The 17,420-nt window shown below is 66.6% G+C and carries 15 protein-coding genes and 3 pseudogenes; 9 read left to right on the top strand and 9 right to left on the bottom strand.

What is annotated here, in order from left to right; translation table 11 throughout:
- Positions 1–3: 3 nt before the first annotated feature.
- Positions 4–918: an SAM-dependent methyltransferase gene (locus A5745_RS19985; RefSeq protein ID WP_076118366.1), complete on the bottom strand. Its 915-nt coding sequence runs from the start codon at positions 916–918 to the stop codon at positions 4–6.
- 75 nt (positions 919–993) lie between these two features.
- On the opposite strand from A5745_RS19985, the gene A5745_RS19990 reads away from it, so the two are divergent.
- Complete coding sequence (locus A5745_RS19990) at positions 994–1,800, top strand: enoyl-CoA hydratase/isomerase family protein (RefSeq protein ID WP_076118368.1); 807 nt, start codon at positions 994–996, stop codon at positions 1,798–1,800.
- A 59-nt stretch (positions 1,801–1,859) separates the two neighbouring features.
- Here A5745_RS19990 and A5745_RS19995 read toward each other — a convergent pair whose 3' ends face one another.
- The 3 genes from A5745_RS19995 to A5745_RS20005 form a co-directional block, all read right to left on the bottom strand.
- On the bottom strand, positions 1,860–2,726 hold the full coding sequence (locus A5745_RS19995) for an LLM class flavin-dependent oxidoreductase (RefSeq protein WP_076057614.1): 867 nt from the start codon (positions 2,724–2,726) through the stop codon (positions 1,860–1,862).
- Positions 2,727–2,822: 96 nt separating this feature from the next.
- Positions 2,823–3,596, bottom strand: coding sequence for an STAS domain-containing protein (locus A5745_RS20000; RefSeq protein WP_139329703.1), 774 nt, complete (start codon positions 3,594–3,596; stop codon positions 2,823–2,825).
- 349 nt (positions 3,597–3,945) lie between these two features.
- Positions 3,946–5,187 carry a DUF4873 domain-containing protein gene (locus tag A5745_RS20005; protein ID WP_254848623.1) on the bottom strand — a complete coding sequence of 414 codons (1,242 nt, stop codon included), beginning with the start codon at positions 5,185–5,187 and terminating at the stop codon, positions 3,946–3,948.
- On the opposite strand from A5745_RS20005, the pseudogene A5745_RS25375 reads away from it, so the two are divergent.
- A pseudogene (locus tag A5745_RS25375) lies at positions 5,176–5,244 on the top strand (hypothetical protein); the annotation flags it as partial. The gene A5745_RS20005 and the pseudogene A5745_RS25375 overlap by 12 nt on opposite strands.
- Positions 5,245–5,294: 50 nt before the next feature.
- On the opposite strand, the pseudogene A5745_RS20010 reads toward A5745_RS25375, so the two are convergent.
- Positions 5,295–6,089 (bottom strand): annotated as a pseudogene (locus A5745_RS20010) (diiron oxygenase); the annotation flags it as partial.
- Between the two features lie 97 nt (positions 6,090–6,186).
- Between A5745_RS20010 and cobF the strand changes: the two are divergent.
- The 4 genes and pseudogenes from cobF to A5745_RS20025 all read left to right on the top strand — a co-directional run bounded on the left by cobF (position 6,187) and on the right by A5745_RS20025 (position 8,597).
- Complete coding sequence (gene cobF / locus A5745_RS20015) at positions 6,187–6,939, top strand: precorrin-6A synthase (deacetylating) (protein WP_076118372.1); 753 nt, start codon at positions 6,187–6,189, stop codon at positions 6,937–6,939.
- Between the two features lie 3 nt (positions 6,940–6,942).
- Positions 6,943–7,185: pseudogene (locus A5745_RS25130) on the top strand (DNA-formamidopyrimidine glycosylase family protein); the annotation flags it as partial.
- Positions 7,186–7,338: 153 nt separating this feature from the next.
- A complete protein-coding gene (locus tag A5745_RS25135) occupies positions 7,339–7,806 on the top strand; it encodes a zinc finger domain-containing protein (protein WP_240562919.1) in 468 nt (155 codons plus the stop codon).
- Between the two features lie 41 nt (positions 7,807–7,847).
- The gene (locus A5745_RS20025; protein ID WP_076118376.1) at positions 7,848–8,597 is read left to right on the top strand and encodes an SDR family oxidoreductase; all 750 of its coding nucleotides are present in this window, start codon (positions 7,848–7,850) and stop codon (positions 8,595–8,597) included.
- Positions 8,598–8,670: 73 nt separating this feature from the next.
- Here A5745_RS20025 and pgi read toward each other — a convergent pair whose 3' ends face one another.
- Both pgi and A5745_RS20035 read right to left on the bottom strand, forming a co-directional pair.
- Complete coding sequence (gene pgi / locus A5745_RS20030) at positions 8,671–10,335, bottom strand: glucose-6-phosphate isomerase (protein WP_076118378.1); 1,665 nt, start codon at positions 10,333–10,335, stop codon at positions 8,671–8,673.
- A 54-nt stretch (positions 10,336–10,389) separates the two neighbouring features.
- Entirely contained in the window at positions 10,390–10,707 is a 318-nt protein-coding gene (locus tag A5745_RS20035) for a chorismate mutase (protein ID WP_076057608.1), read from the bottom strand.
- 305 nt (positions 10,708–11,012) lie between these two features.
- Between A5745_RS20035 and pcrA the strand changes: the two genes are divergently transcribed.
- Positions 11,013–13,346, top strand: a complete 2,334-nt coding sequence (gene pcrA / locus A5745_RS20040; RefSeq protein WP_076118380.1) for a DNA helicase PcrA — start codon at positions 11,013–11,015, stop codon at positions 13,344–13,346.
- A gap of 30 nt (positions 13,347–13,376) precedes the next feature.
- Here the strand turns inward: pcrA and A5745_RS20045 are convergent, their stop codons facing one another.
- The gene (locus A5745_RS20045) at positions 13,377–13,955 is read right to left on the bottom strand and encodes a hypothetical protein (protein ID WP_076057606.1); all 579 of its coding nucleotides are present in this window, start codon (positions 13,953–13,955) and stop codon (positions 13,377–13,379) included.
- 1 nt (position 13,956) lies between these two features.
- A complete protein-coding gene (locus A5745_RS20050; protein ID WP_254848624.1) occupies positions 13,957–15,000 on the bottom strand; it encodes a M23 family metallopeptidase in 1,044 nt (347 codons plus the stop codon).
- Positions 15,001–15,330: 330 nt separating this feature from the next.
- Between A5745_RS20050 and sucC the strand changes: the two genes are divergently transcribed.
- Together sucC and sucD are read left to right on the top strand one after the other, a co-directional pair.
- Positions 15,331–16,494 (top strand): ADP-forming succinate--CoA ligase subunit beta, encoded by a 1,164-nt coding sequence (gene sucC / locus A5745_RS20055; RefSeq protein ID WP_076057605.1) that lies wholly within the window; start codon positions 15,331–15,333, stop codon positions 16,492–16,494.
- A gap of 16 nt (positions 16,495–16,510) precedes the next feature.
- On the top strand, positions 16,511–17,413 hold the full coding sequence (gene sucD / locus A5745_RS20060; RefSeq protein WP_076057604.1) for a succinate--CoA ligase subunit alpha: 903 nt from the start codon (positions 16,511–16,513) through the stop codon (positions 17,411–17,413).
- Positions 17,414–17,420 lie beyond the last annotated feature (7 nt).

The raw sequence follows: 17,420 nt of genomic DNA on the forward strand, positions 1-17,420 counted from the left end.
CCCTTAGGCCTTGACGGCCCGCATGAAACTGAGCGTGGCCGCCGCGCCGTGCTCGGAGTCCTCTAGTTTCGGCAGGCCGGCGGCGGCGAAGAGGTCGGCGAGGGTGGCTGTGGTCGCGTCCCATCCGTCGGCGCGCAGGTGCGCGGCGACGTCGGTGTGCTCGCCCGGGTAGGTCAAGGCCGCGATGTCCATGTCGAGCCCCTGCCGTCGCCAGCCCTCGGTCGCGCGCCGTGAGTGCTCCTGCGCCTCCTCCGACGACCCGGCGACTTGCCCGTAATCGGCGGCGAACCTGCTGCCCGGGGCGCTCAGCCCATTGATGTTGTCGAGCAGCCGGACTTCGGCCTCCGGAGGGAGAAAACCGATGAGCACCCCCTCGGCGAGCCACGCGGTGGGCGCGGCGGGGTCGTGTCCGGCCTGCCGCAGCGCCGCGGGCCAATCCTCCCGGAGATCGATGCCCACCGCCCGGTGCTCGGCGGTGGGAGCGGCATTGAGCGCAGACAGCGTCGCCGCCTTGAACTCGATCACCTCCGGCTGATCGATCTCGTACACCGTCGTCCCGGCCGGCCACGCGAGCCGATAGGGCCGGGCATCCAACCCGGACGCGACGATGACGACCTGGCGTACGCCCGCCTTGCCGGCGTCGGCGAAAAAGTCGTCATAGAAGCGGGCGCGAGCGGCGAACGTGTCGACCATCCTCGGAAAACCAACGCCGCCCTCGGCCTCGATGGCATCCATCTCGCCGGCGGCGATCCGGGTGAACACGTCGATACCGACCGCGCGCACCAACGGCTCGGCGAACGGGTCATCGATTACCGGCTGGGGACGTTTGGTCGCGGCGGCCCGGGCGGCGGCGACCATGGTGGCCGTCGCTCCCACACTGTTGGCCAAGTCCCACGTGTCGCGTTCTGTTCGTGCCATGGTTGCTCCTTCGATGCGACGGCCAAACCAGGGTAGGCCTCGCCGGTAAATAACCATGTCGCATACGGTTTGGATATGTCAGCAGTCGAACTGGAAACGCTCGAGGACAATATCGCCTGCATCACCCTGAACCGGCCGGAGCGGCTGAATGCCATCGACGGATCGCTGATCGACGGCGTGGACCATGCCCTGGATGTCCTCAGCGGCGGCGAATTTCGGGTCCTGATCCTCACCGGCGCTGGACGCGGATTCTGCGCCGGCGCCGATCTGAGCGGCACCGGCCAGGCGTGGACTCAAAGCAGGCCGACCACCCCGCCGTTCAAGGTCAACTACGACGCCCAGGTCCGCTTGGCCAATCTGTTCACGCGGCTATACGAGCTCGACCTCCCGGTGATCGCCGCGGTCAACGGCGTGGCCGTCGGGGGTGGGCTGGCGTTCGCGTTGGTCAGCGATATCCGAGTCGCCTCCGAGCAGGCACGATTCGGGTCGGTGTTCATCAAGGCCGGCTTCTCGTCGATGGACATGGGCACCAGTTACCTGCTGCCGAAGATCGTCGGCGCCGGAGTCGCGCGGGAACTCATGCTGAGCGGCCGCATCATCGACGCGGCCGAGGCCTATCGCATCAAACTGGTGCAGGAGGTGGTGGCGCCGGATGACCTGATGGCAGCGGCGCTGCGCAAAGCCCGCGAGATCGCGGACAACAACGCTTATGGCGTGTGGCAGACCAAGATTGGGCTCAACGCGGCGTTGGACGCGCCCAGTTTGCGGCACGCCATCGAGCTGGAGAACCGAACCCAGATCCTGTCCGGTTTCACCAACAATCCGCTCGAGGCCGCCAAAGCGCACATGGAGAAGCGTGCCCCGAAGTGGGATCCCCTGTGACATTTGGCGGCGGCCCGCTTCGCCCGGCTTCGCCGCGCTCGCGACCGCCCCTGTGAAGGCTAGACTTTCGCGATCACGTTCTCGGCGAACATCTCCAGGTTGCGGATCTTGGTGTCCAGCGGTTCGGTGTCCTTGCCCATGATGTAGGGGATGCGGAAGCCGACGATGACGTCGGTGACGCCCTTGTCCTCGAGTCGCTTGACGCCGTCCACGGTGAAGCCGTCGACCGAGATGACGTGGATCTCGAACGGCCCCGTCTTGCCCGCTTCTTCGCGGAACTTCTTGAGCTTGGCCAGTAGATGGTCGAGTTCCTCGGGGTCGCCGCCGCCGTGCATCCAGCCGTCCAGGCGTGCCGCGCGTCGCAGCGCCGCGTCGGCGTGCCCGCCGATGAGGATCGGGATCGGCTTGGTCGGGGCCGGGGTCATCTTGGTCTTGGGGATGTCGTAGAACTCGCCGTGGAATTCGAAGTACTCGCCGGTGGTGAGGCCCTGGATGATCTCGATGCATTCGTCCATTCGCTTGCCGCGCTTGGCGAATGGGACCCCCAGCAACTCGTAGTCCTCGGGCCACGGGCTGGTGCCCACACCAAAGCCCACTCGGTTGTCGGTCATCGCGGCCAGCGACCCGATTTGCTTGGCCACCAGCGCCGGTGGCCGGATAGGCAGCTTGAGGACGAAGAAGTTGAACCGCAGCGTCGACGTCACCGCGCCCAAGGCCGATGTCAGGACGAAGGTCTCGATGAACTCCTTGCCATCCAGGAACTCGCGATTGCCGTCGGGCGTGTAGGGATACTTCGAGTCGGATTCGAACGGGTACGCGATGCTGTCGGCGATCGTCATGGCGTGGTAGCCCGCCGCCTCGGCCGCCTTGGCCAGGGGGATGTAGTACCTAAAGTCCGTCATCGCCTCTGCGTAGGTAAACCGCACGTCATCCGCCTTCCATGAGAGGACCGTCACACGACACTAGAACGTGTTCTAGTTCTACCCGCGCTCGGGTCCGCGGACAAGGCGCGACCAGGCCGCCTAGAGCTGGTTTTCGGGGCCGATGACCGCCCACACCGTCTTGCCGGTCGAGGTGGGCGTGCTGCCCCACGCGCGCGACAACGCGTCGACGATGGCCAGGCCCGACACGTCGATTCCCTGGTCCGGCGACGGCAGCCGCAGGGCCGGCGTGGTGCTGTCGTCGGACACCGCGATGGTCGCCGTCGCGCCGTCGGTCTCGATCCGCATCAGCGGGACGCTGCCGGTGTGTTCCAGCACATTCTCGACGAACACGTTGACTACCACCAACGCGACCGGGATTAGCTTGGATTGTGACCACGCGGTGAGCCACTCCCGGACCAGCCGGCGCGATTCGCGCAGGCTGGTCAGGTTCGCGGGTAGCTCGGCATCGGCGCGCCGGAGCGGGAGACGGGTGAGCCGATCGAGCGCTTTCAGTGCCGCCTTCTCGGTCGGGTACACCGGCATGAAGGACGCGACCCCGCTGCGGGTGACCGCTTCGCGCGTCGCGCGATCCGCGCACACCAGCACGACGGGGACCTCGGGCTGGGCCTCGAGCTGCCAGCGCGCGCCGATGAAGGCCGACAGGGCCGAGTCCTCGGGCACCCGAAGTGCGGTGATGTCGACGACCACGGCGGACGGCTCGTCGAGCGTGGCCTTCGTGATGCTGTCGCGCAGCGGCGCGGAGTTGCCGGCGTCGAGTACGCCTTCGACGGTCAACACGGCCACCGACTTCTCCGTTCGGGCCGCAACCGTCAGCGCGTTCGGAGGCTCAGCTACCGCACTCACCGCAGCCACTCCTTTCCACGCCCGGGTCTATTTTCACCGACTGTGATCCGTGAGCAAGTCAGGTGCGAACGGGTGTGTCCCGATCGCGCTCGGGTTCCCTGCGTTCTTGGTGTGGTTGGGCAAACATCCGTCCCAGCCCAGGGCAAGGCAGCGGGATGCGCGAGTGGGATCCGCCCCCAGACCCCACCCGTGCGAAGCATCGCCTGCCACCACGCCAAACATTCTCTTTTTCCCCGCCGCCTGCCGCAGCACGGTCCCCCGCGGAGCCGCCTACCGAGGCGGCCAAACCCCCCGTTCGGGTCAGTTCAGACTTTGCGGTTTACCCACGCGTAAAAGCTCGTAAACCCGACGATCGCAGCTAGTGCGGGTACGGCGGAGCGCCAACCCCGGCGACCGAGTGAGTGCCCCACGGTGTCCGTTCGACGATGCGAGCGGCCGCGCTGCGTTCGCCCACCGTCACCGTCACGCTTCGCGCCTTGAGCGCCTCGACCGGCAGGGGTTGCGCCGGGGAACTGAAAACCGTCCCCCGCCAGTGGTAATGGCCGTCGATCGGGTCCAGGTGGCCGGTCAGGTGGACGCGGACCGGATGGCTGGTGCCGGCGATCGTCAGCGTCGCCGCGCCGTCGTAGGTCTCGTCGTCGCCGGCGCCCGCTGACAGGTCGAATGCCGACATCACCGGGAAAGGCGGCGGGGGCGCGAGATGGACGCGCTCGTTGAACACCTGCTGGCTGCTGCGAAGCACTTCGATGCGGGTGCTGGCGGAGTGCTTCATGAGCCGTACGCACTCGGCGACGTAGCGCGCCTGCGCGGGGGCATCGGGGCCGGCGACGAAGAAGTAGTTCGGGAAGCCGTGGACGGCGACTCCTTGGAAGGGTTCCATGCCGGCGACCCAGGCCTGCCGGATGGTCAACCCGCCGGTGCCGACCAGCGCCGTGATGGTGTTCTGATCGGGGACCGCGAAACCGGTGCCGTAGATGATGGCGTCGGCGCGGTGTTCGGCACCGTCGGTCGTCCGGATGCCCGACGCGGTGATGGCGGCGACCGCCGATTTCACCAGCGCGGGCCTGGCACGGCGACGTAGCCACCGCTTGACTCGCGCTGTCGGCCACGGCATCCCGTCGACAATCCGGCGCGGCGGGTGTGCGAAAACGGTGACCGAGGCCGCCGTTGCGATCAACTCCCCGATGCGGTGACCCGCGGTGGCGTCGGTGCCGATGACCGCGACGCGCTTGCCGCGGGGATCGAACCCGGAATCCCATTGCGCCACATGAAAAGACGTTCCCCGGAATTCGTCGCGCCCGGCGAACTCGGGTATCCACGGGACGTATCCCGGTTCGTGGGCCGCGATGGCGATGCCGCCGTGAAAGATCTCGCCGCAGGTTGTTCGCAACTCCCACGTGTGGGTGTCGTCGTCGAACAGCGAACCGACGACTTCGCGACCGGAAAGCAGCAGGCCGTCCAGGGCCGCCGGCCAGTCATGCGGTGTGTCCGGTGCACAGTCGAGCATCACGATGTCGGTGATTCCCGCCGCGAGCAGTTCCGTTGCCGCGCACCGGCCGCGAACTCCGGCGCCGACGATGACGACGCGCGTTCGGCTCACAGAAACCTGGTGCGCTTCCAGGCGCGACGCGCAATCGGTCCCATCAGGCCAACCTCGGTCAAAAACGCCGCGAGCGGAGCGAACCCGGCGACCTGCATTTCGTAGCGGTGCGGGCTGCTGCGTGCGGTCGCGCGCGCACGTTTGGCATCCAGGCCCGCCCGCGCATACGGAACCGGATTGCTGAACAGGTATCGGAAGAAGTAGCCGCCGAGCCCGTTGATGTTGGCCATGAACAACTTGTTGATCCGGGGCATCTCCGGTACCCGTTTGCGTGCGCCGTCGCGCGCGAACTGGATATGCCGGGCCTCTTCGGTGACGTGAATTCGCATGAGCCGCTGGATAATCGGCTGCAGCTCCGGGTCGTCCATCATCTGCCGCTGCAGCGAGTCGAAGATTTCCTCCCCGATGAGCGCGGCCACCCACAGCATCGAGCCACGCTGGAATGCCAGCGGCAATGCGTTGATGACGATCCGGTGCACCCATCGCGGGCGTACGGGCCTGGCGCCGACGCGTTCGATGGCCTTGCCGAACATGACCATGTGACGGGTCTCGTCGCCCAGCTCCGTCAGCTTGTAGTGCGTGGACCGGCTGGTCGGGTCCTCGTGCAGGATGGTGCGCAGCAGCGCCTGGTTGAGCATGTTCTCGAACCAGATGCCGGCGGACAACGTGTTGACCAGTTCCTGGCGCGACAGCTCGATTTGTTGTTCGCGGGTCATTTCGTCCCACATCGGCGTGCCGTACAGCGACACCAGCCGAGGCGGCAGATAGAACTTGTCCGGGTCCAGCGGGGCATCCCAGTCGATGTCGACGACGGGCTCGTAGGACTTTTTGACGGAGCCCTTCAGCAGACGATCGGAGAACTCTTCCCGACTTGGCCCGGCTGGCTTCACCGCTGAGGTCATGCTGATCCCTTCGTTGGGTTTTCAGACGGTACCCATGGTACCGGGTACTCGCGGTCTCGACTAGGCCCATCGGGTTTCGATTCGGTTGACTGGCAGCGTGGGTCGGCATCTTCACGTGATCGGCATCGGCGTCGGAAACCCGGACTACCTGACCAATCAGGCGATCGAGGCGCTCAACGACACGCAGGTGTTCTTCGCGATGGACAAGGGCGAAGCGAAAAGCGACCTGGTGGCGCTGCGGCGGCTGATCTGCGCGCGCTTCATCCGCGAGCCGGGCTATCGCTTCGTCGAGTTGGTCGATCCGAAGCGCTCGAGCGACGCCGACTACCGGGACGCGGTGTCCGAGTGGCACGCGGCGCGCACCCGGATCTGGGCGACGGCAATCCGCACCGAGCTGGGGCCCGACGGCGTCGGGGCCTTCCTGGCCTGGGGGGATCCGTCGCTGTATGACAGCACGCTGCGCATCCTCGGCGCGGTCGCGGCCGAGGTGGACTTCACCTACGACGTCATTCCGGGAATCACGGCGGTGCAGGCGCTGACGGCCCGGCACCGCATCCCGCTCAACGACGTCGGCGAACCGGTTCTGATCACCACGGGCAGGCAGCTGCGCGCGCACGGTTTGTCCGGCTCGGCGGTGGTGATGCTGGACGCCGAGTGCTCGTTTCTGCAATGCCCGCCGGACACGGCCATCTGGTGGGGCGCCTACCTCGGCACCGGGGACGAACTGCTGGTCGCCGGCACTGTCGGTGAAGTCGGGGCGCGCATCGCGGAGGTGCGAGCCGAAGCCCGCGCGCGGCACGGCTGGATCATGGACACCTATTTGCTTAGGGCCTCCGGCTGGCAGACTTGACGCGTGCCCGAGCTTCCCGAGGTCGAAGCGTTAGCGGACCATCTGCGCCGCCATGCGGTCGGTTTGACGGTGGGCCGCGTCGATGTCGCGGCGTTGTCGGTGTTGAAAACCTTTGACCCGCCGACGAGCGCGCTGCACGGCCGGGCCGTTACCGGGGCCGGGCGATGGGGCAAATACCTGGGCCTGCAGGTCGACGAGTTGTTCCTGATCACCCACCTGTCGCGTGCGGGGTGGCTGCGGTGGTCCGACAAGCTGGCCGCGGCGCCGCTACGACCGGGCAAAGGGCCGATCGCGCTGCGTGTCCACCTCGGCGACCCCGGTGCCGCGCCGGGTTTCGACCTCACCGAGGCCGGGACCCAGAAGCGACTGGCCGTGTGGCTGGTCGACGATCCGCGGCAGGTGCCGGGCATCGCCGCGCTCGGCCCGGACGCGCTCGAGCTGGGCGCCGACGACCTGGCCGGGGTGTTGGCCGGCAACACCGGCCGGATCAAAACCGTCATCACCGACCAAAAGGTGATTGCCGGTATCGGCAACGCCTACAGCGACGAAATCCTGCATGTCGCCAAGATTTCGCCGTTCGCCACGGCCGGGAAGCTCACGAGCGAGCAGCTCACCGCGTTACACGACGCGATGGTGTCGGTTCTGACCGACGCGGTGGCCCGGTCCGTCGGCCAGGGGGCGGCCACCCTCAAAGGGGAGAAGCGTTCCGGATTGCGGGTGCACGCGCGAACGGGGTTGCCGTGTCCGGTGTGCGGCGACACCGTGCGCGAAGTGTCGTTCGCGGACAAGTCTTTTCAGTACTGCCCGACCTGCCAGACGGGCGGCAAGGTGCTGGCGGACCGGCGCTTGTCACGGCTGCTCAAGTAGTCGCCCGACCGCGAGCCGATCCCGCTCGATATGCTGCCCGGGTGACTCGCCAGAAGATTCTCATCACCGGCGCCAGCTCCGGCCTGGGCGCCGGGATGGCGCGTTCCTTCGCGGCCAAGGGGCGTGACCTGGCCCTGTGCGCCCGGCGCACCGACAGGCTTGACGAGCTGAAAGGCGAACTGGCCCAACAGTATCCAGGCATCAAGATCGCGGTCGCCGCGTTGGACGTCAACGACCACGAACAGGTGCCCAAGGTATTCGCCGAACTCAGCGACGAACTCGGCGGCATCGACCGCATCATCGTCAACGCCGGCATCGGCAAGGGCGCCAAGCTCGGGTCGGGCAAGCTGTGGGCGAACAAAGCGACCATCGAGACCAACCTGGTCGCCGCGCTGGTGCAGATCGAGACTGCGCTGGAGATGTTCGCCAAGAGCGGATCGGGGCATTTGGTGCTCATCTCCTCGGTGCTGGGCAACAAGGGCGTGCCCGGCGTCAAAGCCGCCTACTGCGCCAGCAAAGCCGGGCTGACCTCGCTGGGCGAATCGCTGCGCGCCGAGTACGCCAAAGGGCCCATCAAGGTGACGGCGATCGAGCCCGGCTACATCGAATCGGAGATGACGGCCAAGTCGTCCAGCACAATGCTGATGGTGGACAACGAAACTGGCGTCAAGGCACTGGTCGACGCCATCGAGCGCGAGCCCGGCCGGGCCGTCGTGCCGCGGTGGCCGTGGGCGCCGCTGGTGCAGCTCATCCGGGTGCTGCCGCCCCCACTGACCAAGCGATTCGCCTAAAGCCCGTCGAGTGTGAATCTGACGACGGTTTCACGGCGCGTCGCGTCGTGAGATTCACTCGCGCGAACGATTCTCAGCTGGTCCGGCCCCGTTCCGTGCGGTAGCGGCGGACGAGCGCGTCGGTCGAGCTGTCCGACTGCGGCTCAGGGGAACCATCGCCGGTGATCACCGGAAGCAGCGCCTTCGCCTGCGTCTTGCCCAGCTCCACGCCCCATTGGTCGAACGAGTCGATTCCCCAGACCACGCCCTCGGTGAACACCTGATGCTCGTAAAGCGCGATGAGCTGACCGAGCACCGACGGCGTGAGCCGGTCGGCCAGGATCGAGGTCGACGGCCGATTGCCGGGCATGACCTTGTGCGGCACGACGTCGGCGGGTGTGCCTTCGGCCGCGATTTCTTCCGCGGTCTTGCCGAACGCCAGCACCTGGGTCTGGGCGAAGAAGTTGCTCATCAACAGGTCGTGCATGCTGCCGGTGCCCTCGACGGTGGGTAGGTCGTCGAGCGGCTGGCTGAAGCCGATGAAGTCGGCCGGTATCAGTCGAGTGCCCTGATGCAGCAGTTGATAGAAGGCGTGCTGGCCGTTGGTTCCCGGTTCGCCCCAATAGATTTCGCCGGTGTCGGTGGTGACCGGCGTGCCGTCGGCGCGCGTCGACTTGCCGTTGGATTCCATGGTGAGCTGTTGCAGATAGGCGGCGAAACGCGCCAGGTCATTGGAATACGGCAGCACGGCACGCGATTGCGCGCCCATGAAGTTGGAGTACCACACACCGATGAGGCCGAGCAGCGCGGGAGCGTTGGACTCCAGCGGCGCGGTCTTGAAATGCCGGTCAACGATATGGAATCCGGACAGAAAATCAGCGAAAGCTTGCCGGCCGATGGTGGCCATCAGCGACAGGCCGATCGCCGAATCGACCGAATAGCGGCCACCGACCCAGTCCCAGAACCCGAACATGTTGTCGGTGTTGATGCCGAAGTCGTCGACCAAGCGCTTGTTGGTGGAGACGGCCACGAAATGCTTTGACACCGCGGCGTCGCCGAGTGCGCCCGTCAGCCAGCGGCGGGCGGCGGTCGCATTGGTCAGCGTCTCCAGTGTGGAGAACGTCTTGGAGGCGACGATGAAAAGCGTTGTGGCAGGGTCTAAATCGGCCAATTTCGCGATCAGGTCCGCGGGATCGACGTTGGACACGAAGCGCGCCGAAATACCGGCATCAACGTAGTGGCGCAACGCCTGATACACCATCACCGGGCCCAGGTCCGACCCCCCGATGCCGATGTTGACGACCGTCCTGATCCGTTTCCCGGTGGCCCCGGTCCATTCGCCGCTGCGCAGCCGATCGGTGAAGTCGCCCATGGCATCCAGCACGGAGTGCACGTCCTCGACGACGTTTTGGCCATCCACCACCAGCTCGGCGTCGCGGGGCAGCCGCAGCGCGGTGTGCAATACCGCGCGATCCTCCGAGGTGTTGATGTGTGCACCGGAAAACATCTGGTCGCGATGCTCCTCGAGGCCGGCCGCGCGGGCCAGATCGAGCAGCAGCCGCAGCGTTTCCCGGGTGATGCGGTGCTTGCTGTAGTCGATGTAGAGGTCGCCCACCGCGACGGTGAGGTCGCGGCCGCGATCGGGATCTTCGGCGAAGAACTGGCGAAGATGCGTCTGTCCGATTTGATCGTGATGCCTGCGCAGGGCTTCCCACGCCGGGCTGGCGGTGATGTCGGGGATCGTTCGCAGGGAGGTCATGGCTCGACCCTAATGCGGCGTTGGGGCACCAGCCAGGTCCCGCGTGTCCGGCCGCTAGTGGCCGAGCCGGCCCCTGCCCAGTCGCAGCAACAGCATTGCCAGATCCTTGCCGTCCGGACCGAGCTCGCTGTAGCGCTCGATGACCTTCATCTCGCGGCTGTGCACCAGCCGGGTGCCGCCGGACGCCATCCGGACCTTGCCAATCGCCTGTGATACTTCGGCTCGTCGCTTCACCGCGGCGAGGATCTCGGCGTCCAACCGGTCGATCTCTTCGCGCAACGCGTCGATGTCGGCGGGTTGTTCCGTTTCGAGCATTTCCATGTTCATCTCTGCAAACTCCGCATTCTCGTGATGTGGGGGTTCTGGTCTCATCCGGTATCAGGCCTCACACAAGAGACGAGCCCCGAATCCGGAAGCGGACCACGGGGCTCTGCGACGGCAGCTAGACCACGGGCACCGCTAGCGGGTACCCATAGAAAAATCGACGACGCGCGTTGAGCACGAGACCGAGTCTAGCCAATCAGGGGCGGATCCGTTGCAAAAACGCATGTAAAAGCCCTCCGCGACCCCGCAGAACGCGGGAAGACACCCGTCAGAGGCGGCTCGCTGACAAAGATGGTTCGGACCGGCCGGACCGGGCCGTTCGCGTCGGCGGTCAGCGGTAAGTTTGGACAGACATGAGTGTGCACGCGACCGATACCAAGCCCGCCCCCGAAGCGGACCGTCTGCTCGACGACCTCAACCCACAACAGCGCCAAGCGGTGGTGCACCAAGGCGCACCGCTGCTGATCGTCGCCGGTGCGGGTTCGGGCAAGACTGCGGTATTGACGCGGCGCATCGCGTACCTGATCGCCGCACGCGGCGTCGGGGTGGGCCAGGTCCTGGCCATCACGTTCACCAACAAGGCGGCCGCCGAGATGCGCGAACGCGTGGTGCGGCTGGTCGGCAACAGGGCGCGGGCGATGTGGGTGTCGACATTCCACTCGACGTGCGTTCGCATCCTGCGCAATCAGGCGTCCCTGATCAAAGGCCTCAACTCCAACTTCTCGATCTACGACGCCGACGATTCCCGGCGCCTACTGCAGATGATCGGCCGCGACATGGGGCTCGACATCAAGAGGTATTCGCCGCGGCTGCTGGCCAACGCCATCTCCAACCTGAAGAACGAATTGATCGACCCCGATCAGGCGCTGGCGAACCTGTCGGAAGAATCCGATGACCTGGCCCGCACCGTCGCATCCGTCTACGCCGAGTATCAGCGCCGCCTGCGCACGGCCAACGCGCTCGACTTCGACGATTTGATCGGGGAGACGGTGGCGGTGTTGCAGACCTTCCCGGAGATCGCGCAGTACTACCGGCGCCGGTTCCGCCATGTGCTGGTCGACGAATACCAGGACACCAACCATGCGCAGTACGTGCTGGTTCGGGAGCTGGTCGGTCGCGGGGGTCCGCCGGATTCGCCCGATGACGTGCCGCCCGCGGAACTGTGCGTGGTCGGCGACGCCGATCAGTCGATCTACGCGTTCCGCGGCGCCACGATCCGCAACATCGAGGACTTCGAACGCGACTACCCCGATGCGAAAACCATTCTGCTGGAACAGAATTACCGCTCGACGCAGAACATTCTGTCGGCGGCCAACTCGGTAATCGCCCGCAACTCCGGGCGCCGGGAGAAGCGGTTGTGGACCGACGCCGGGGAAGGCGAGCTGATCGTCGGCTACGTCGCCGACAACGAACACGACGAGGCCAGGTTCGTCGCCGAAGAAATCGACGCACTCGCCGAGCGCGGCGAGATCACCTATAACGACGTCGCCGTCTTCTACCGCACCAACAACTCGTCGCGGTCGCTGGAAGAGGTGTTCATCCGCGCCGGGATTCCATACAAAGTCGTTGGGGGAGTGCGCTTTTACGAGCGCAAGGAGATCCGCGACATCGTGGCCTACCTGCGGGTGCTGGACAATCCCGGCGATGCGGTCAGCATGCGGCGCATCCTCAACACCCCGCGCCGGGGCATCGGCGATCGCGCCGAGGCGTGCGTGGCCGTGTATGCCGAGAACACCGGGGCAAGCTTCGCCGATGCGCTCGTCGCCGCGGCCGAGGGTAGGGTGCCGATGCTCAATACCCGTGCCGAGAAGGCGATCTCGGGATTCGTCGAGATGCTCGACGATCTGCGGGGACGCCTCGACGACGACCTCGGCGATCTGGTCGAGTTGGTGCTGGAGCGCACCGGATACCGCAGGGAGCTGGAATCCTCGAGCGATCCGCAGGAATTGGCCCGGCTGGACAACCTGAACGAACTGGTAAGCGTCGCACACGAATTCAGCATCGATCAGGCCAATGCTGCCGCGCTCGACGAGTCTCTGCAGACCGAGGACGAAGACGTGCCGGACACCGGTGTGCTGGCGGCGTTCCTGGAAAGGGTGTCACTGGTCTCCGACAGCGACGAGATCCCCGAAGAGGGCGCCGGCATGGTCACGATGATGACGCTGCATACCGCGAAGGGTCTGGAATTCCCGGTGGTGTTCGTCACCGGTTGGGAGGACGGGATGTTCCCGCACATGCGGGCGCTCGACGATCCAACGGAGCTCTCCGAGGAGCGGCGGCTGGCCTACGTCGGCATCACCCGGGCCCGCCAGCGGCTGTACGTGAGCCGGGCCATCGTCCGGTCCTCGTGGGGACAGCCCATGCTCAATCCGGAGTCCCGGTTCCTTCGCGAGATCCCGCAGGAGCTCATCGACTGGCGGCGCAGCGCGCCCACCCCGTCGTTCAGCGCTCCGGTCAGCGGGGCCGGCCGGTTCGGTGCACCGCGCGCGGCGCCGACCCGCTCGGGGGCGGGCAAACGGCCGCTGCTGGTGCTGCAGCCCGGTGACCGGGTTACCCACGACAAGTACGGGCTGGGCCGGGTCGAGGAGGTCTCCGGCGTCGGCGAATCGGCCATGTCGCTGATCGATTTCGGCAGCTCAGGACGGGTGAAGCTGATGCACAACCACGCGCCGGTCAGCAAACTCTGACCGCGCCGCGCGCGGGCCGGCGCGGGGACGTTAGTCCTCGAGCCAGCGCTTCGTCCGCGGGTGCATCACCAAAACCGCGCTGGCGATCGGCAGCAGCGGGAGCGCGTGCACGATCCACGCGACGCGCGCGCCCGCGATGAACACGCCGCCGTAGGTCAGCACCGCGACCACCGCGCCGGCCACGATGAGATAGCGCCCCAAGGACCGGCCCTGCAGCAGCACGATCACGCCTGCGATGGTCGTCGACGCGAACACCAGGGCGAGAAACGCGACCGCGATGCAGAACAACCGGTCGGTCTTCCACCAGCCGGCGATCAAATCAGTGGCCACCACCGACGTGGCCCATCCGCTGACGATGGCGACGGCGCAGCCTGCGGCCGCCGTCCGGCCGCTGGGCTCGCCGGCCTGCGGGCCGAGGCCGCCGCGCGGGCCGGCAGGGGCGGCACCCCGGTAAGGCGGTTGTGGCGGAATCTGGGTGGTCGGCGACTCCGGGACGGTCGGAATCGGTCCCGTGGGTGCGCGCCGGATGATGCGGGTGCGTGATTCGGAGGGTGGCTCCGGTGGTTCGGACAGGTGCGCGGCGGGAGGCGGATCGTTCGGCGCGGTCACCTCATCCAGCGTAGTTGCCGACGAAGATGCCCCGCTTGGCCAGCCACGGCACCGGGTCGATCCGTTCGCTGCCCCCCTGCAGCACCTCGAAATGCAGATGCGGCCCGGTGGAATTGCCGCGATTGCCCATGGTGGCGATCTGGTCACCGGCCATCACGCGCTCGCCGGCGCTCACGGTCGTGGTGTTGACGTGGCCGTAGAGCGTGACGGTGCCGTCGGCATGGCGCACCTTGACCAGCGCCCCGTAGCCGGCGGCCGGCCCGGCCTCGATGACCACGCCGTCGGATACCGCATAGATCGGCGTCCCAATCGAATTGGCGAGGTCGATGCCGGCGTGCAGAACCCCCCAGCGGTAGCCGAAGTTCGACGTGAATATCCCGTGCGTGGGCATGACGTAGAGCGGCTGTTGCAGTCGGGCTTCGCGCTGCGCGCGATCGTTGGCGTACGCGACACCGTGGGCCAGTTCCGCGTTGTGCACGACGGTGTTCGCCGCCGGCTGGACCGCGATCACCTGGGCGCCGCGGGTGGCGTTGCTGCTCGACCCGCCGGTGAGGGCCGACGCGTTGGCGGTGAGCACGGCGTCGGTCTTGGGGACTTCGGCGTGGCTGGTCGCGGTATGGGCCGCCGCGGCCGCCGCGCCGGCCGCCATCGCCGAGATCAGCAGCCGGCCCTTGGCCGCGCTCGTCGGCTCTTTGCGGTGCTGCCCGCCGCGGCGAACCACGGAGATGACGTCGGTGATGTCCGACTGATAGGGGCGAGGCACATCTGGGTCGGGCTGGAATCGCACCGAGACCGGCACCGCGGCGGGAGCGGCAAGCAGGAGCGGGGCCAGGTCGTCCACGTCGTGCAGGTCGTCCAGCTCGGGGGCCAGCAGAACCTGGGCTGCGTTGTCGAACGTCGAGTCGTTGCTGAAGTCGAGGTCGTGCAGTTCGCCGCAATCGTCGGCGAATTCGAGGCTGTCGAAGTCGAACCCGTCGAGCGGAAGAATCTCGGTGACTTCGTTGCCGTGCGGCTCTGTCCAATGGGCTCCCGCTGCACGACTCACTCTCACCACGCCGGATGTTTCGGCAGCAGAACGAGTCAAACGGTGCTGGGACAAGCTGGAATGTCCTCGTATCGTGACCATAACGTTATCTGGACCTAAGGAAGGTATCGGTTTACGGACGGGGCTTGCAACCTCGGGCGAAATTCCGGACGGATATTGTGATCCGCATCACGTTTCGGGCTTCGCGCTGTCTCGTGAGCTGTGCCACATCGGTGGGATGCGGCGATGGCAACCGTTCGACGGGTGGATACAGTTCGTCCGTGCGTGTTGCCGGATGCGGCGCCGCCTACGTACAGGACTTGCAGTAAGCCGAGCGAAGACAGTGAGCCCATGGACCTTTTCGAGTATCAAGCCAAAGAATTATTCGCCAAGCACAACGTACCGAGTACGCCCGGCCGGGTGACGGACACCGCCGAGGGCGCTCAGGCCATCGCCGAGGAGATCGGCGCGCCGGTGATGGTCAAAGCGCAGGTCAAGATCGGCGGCCGGGGCAAGGCGGGTGGCGTCAAGTACGCAGCGACACCCCAAGACGCCTACGAACACGCCAAGAACATCCTCGGCCTGGACATCAAGGGTCACGTCGTCAAGAAGCTGTTGGTCGCCGAGGCCAGTGACATCGCCGAGGAGTACTACATCTCCTTCTTGCTCGACCGCGCCAACCGCACCTACCTGGCGATGTGCTCGGTCGAGGGCGGCATGGAGATCGAAGAAGTCGCCGCCACCAAGCCCGACCGGCTGGCCAAGGTCCCGGTCGACGCCGTCAAGGGCGTGGACCTGGCCACCGCGCGTTCCATCGCCGAGCAGGGCCACCTGCCGGCCGAGGTGCTCGACGCCGCCGCGGTCACCATCTCCAAGCTGTGGGAGCTCTTCGTCGGTGAGGACGCCACGCTGGTCGAGGTGAACCCGTTGGTGCGCACCCCCGACGACCGGATTCTGGCGCTGGACGGCAAGGTCACCCTGGACGCCAACGCCGACTTCCGGCAGCCCGGCCACGTCGAGTTCGAGGACCGCGACGCGACCGACCCGCTGGAGCTCAAGGCCAAGGAGCACGACCTCAACTACGTCAAGCTCGACGGCGAGGTCGGCATCATCGGCAACGGCGCGGGCTTGGTGATGTCGACCCTCGACGTGGTCGCCTATGCCGGGGAAAAGCACGGCGGGGTCAAGCCGGCCAACTTCCTGGACATCGGCGGCGGCGCGTCGGCCGAGGTGATGGCCGCGGGCCTGGACGTGGTGCTGGGCGACAAGCAGGTCAAGAGTGTGTTCGTCAACGTGTTCGGCGGCATCACGGCCTGCGACGCCGTGGCGACCGGGATCGTGAAGGCCCTGGAAATCCTGGGCGCCGAGGCCAACAAGCCCCTGGTGGTTCGGTTGGACGGCAACAACGTCGACGAAGGCCGGCGCATCCTTGCCGAGGCCAACCACCCGCTCGTGACGCTGGTGCCGACGATGGACGAGGCCGCCGACAAGGCCGCCGAGCTGGCGAGCGCCTGAAAGGAAGCATGACCCCATGGCTATATTTCTGACCGCCGAAAACAAGGTCGTCGTGCAGGGCATCACCGGCGCCGAGGCCACCAAGCACACCGCGCGCATGCTCAAGGCCGGCACGCACATCGTCGGCGGAGTCAACGCCCGCAAGGCCGGCACCACGGTCGCGCACAAAGACGTCAACGACAAGCCCGTCGAGCTGCCGGTGTTCGGCAGCGTGGTCGAGGCCATCGAGAAGACCGGCGCCGACGTCTCGATCGTGTTCGTCCCACCGGTGTACGCCAAGGACGCCATCATCGAGGCCATCGACGCCGAGATCCCGCTGCTGGTGGTCATCACCGAGGGAATCCCGGTGCAGGACAGCGCATATGCGTGGGCTTACAACCAGCACAAGGGAAGCAAGACCCGCATCATCGGCCCGAACTGTCCCGGCATCATCACCCCGGGCCAGGCGCTGGTGGGCATCACTCCCGCCAACATCACCGGGCCGGGTCCCGTCGGGCTGGTATCCAAGTCCGGCACGCTGACCTACCAAATGATGTACGAGCTACGCGATTTCGGCTTCTCCACGTCCATCGGGATCGGCGGTGACCCGGTCATCGGCACCACCCACATCGACGCGATCGAGGCGTTCGAAAAGGATCCCGACACTAAGGTCATCGTGATGATCGGTGAGATCGGCGGTGACGCCGAGGAGCGCGCGGCCGACTACATCAAGGCGCACGTGTCCAAGCCGGTCGTCGGCTACGTCGCGGGATTCACTGCGCCAGAAGGCAAGACGATGGGCCACGCGGGCGCGATCGTGTCCGGCTCCTCGGGCACCGCGGCCGCCAAGAAAGAAGCCTTGGAGGCGGCCGGGGTCAAGGTCGGCAAGACCCCGTCGGAGACGGCGGCGCTGGCCCGGGAGATTCTGCAGAGCCTGTAGCGACAGG

The organism is Mycobacterium sp. IS-2888, from assembly GCF_001954215.1.
Classification (GTDB): domain Bacteria; phylum Actinomycetota; class Actinomycetes; order Mycobacteriales; family Mycobacteriaceae; genus Mycobacterium.

Bases quoted from the DNA above. Each gene is read 5' to 3' on its own strand.
- A5745_RS19990 (WP_076118368.1), top strand. From the start codon at position 994: ATGTCAGCAGTCGAACTGGAAACGCTCGAGGACAATATCGCCTGCATC.
- A5745_RS20035 (WP_076057608.1), bottom strand. From the start codon at position 10,707: ATGAGACCAGAACCCCCACATCACGAGAATGCGGAGTTTGCAGAGATG.
- sucD (WP_076057604.1), top strand. From the start codon at position 16,511: ATGGCTATATTTCTGACCGCCGAAAACAAGGTCGTCGTGCAGGGCATC.
- A5745_RS19985 (WP_076118366.1), bottom strand. From the start codon at position 918: ATGGCACGAACAGAACGCGACACGTGGGACTTGGCCAACAGTGTGGGA.
- pgi (WP_076118378.1), bottom strand. From the start codon at position 10,335: ATGACCTCCCTGCGAACGATCCCCGACATCACCGCCAGCCCGGCGTGG.
- pcrA (WP_076118380.1), top strand. From the start codon at position 11,013: ATGAGTGTGCACGCGACCGATACCAAGCCCGCCCCCGAAGCGGACCGT.
- sucC (WP_076057605.1), top strand. From the start codon at position 15,331: ATGGACCTTTTCGAGTATCAAGCCAAAGAATTATTCGCCAAGCACAAC.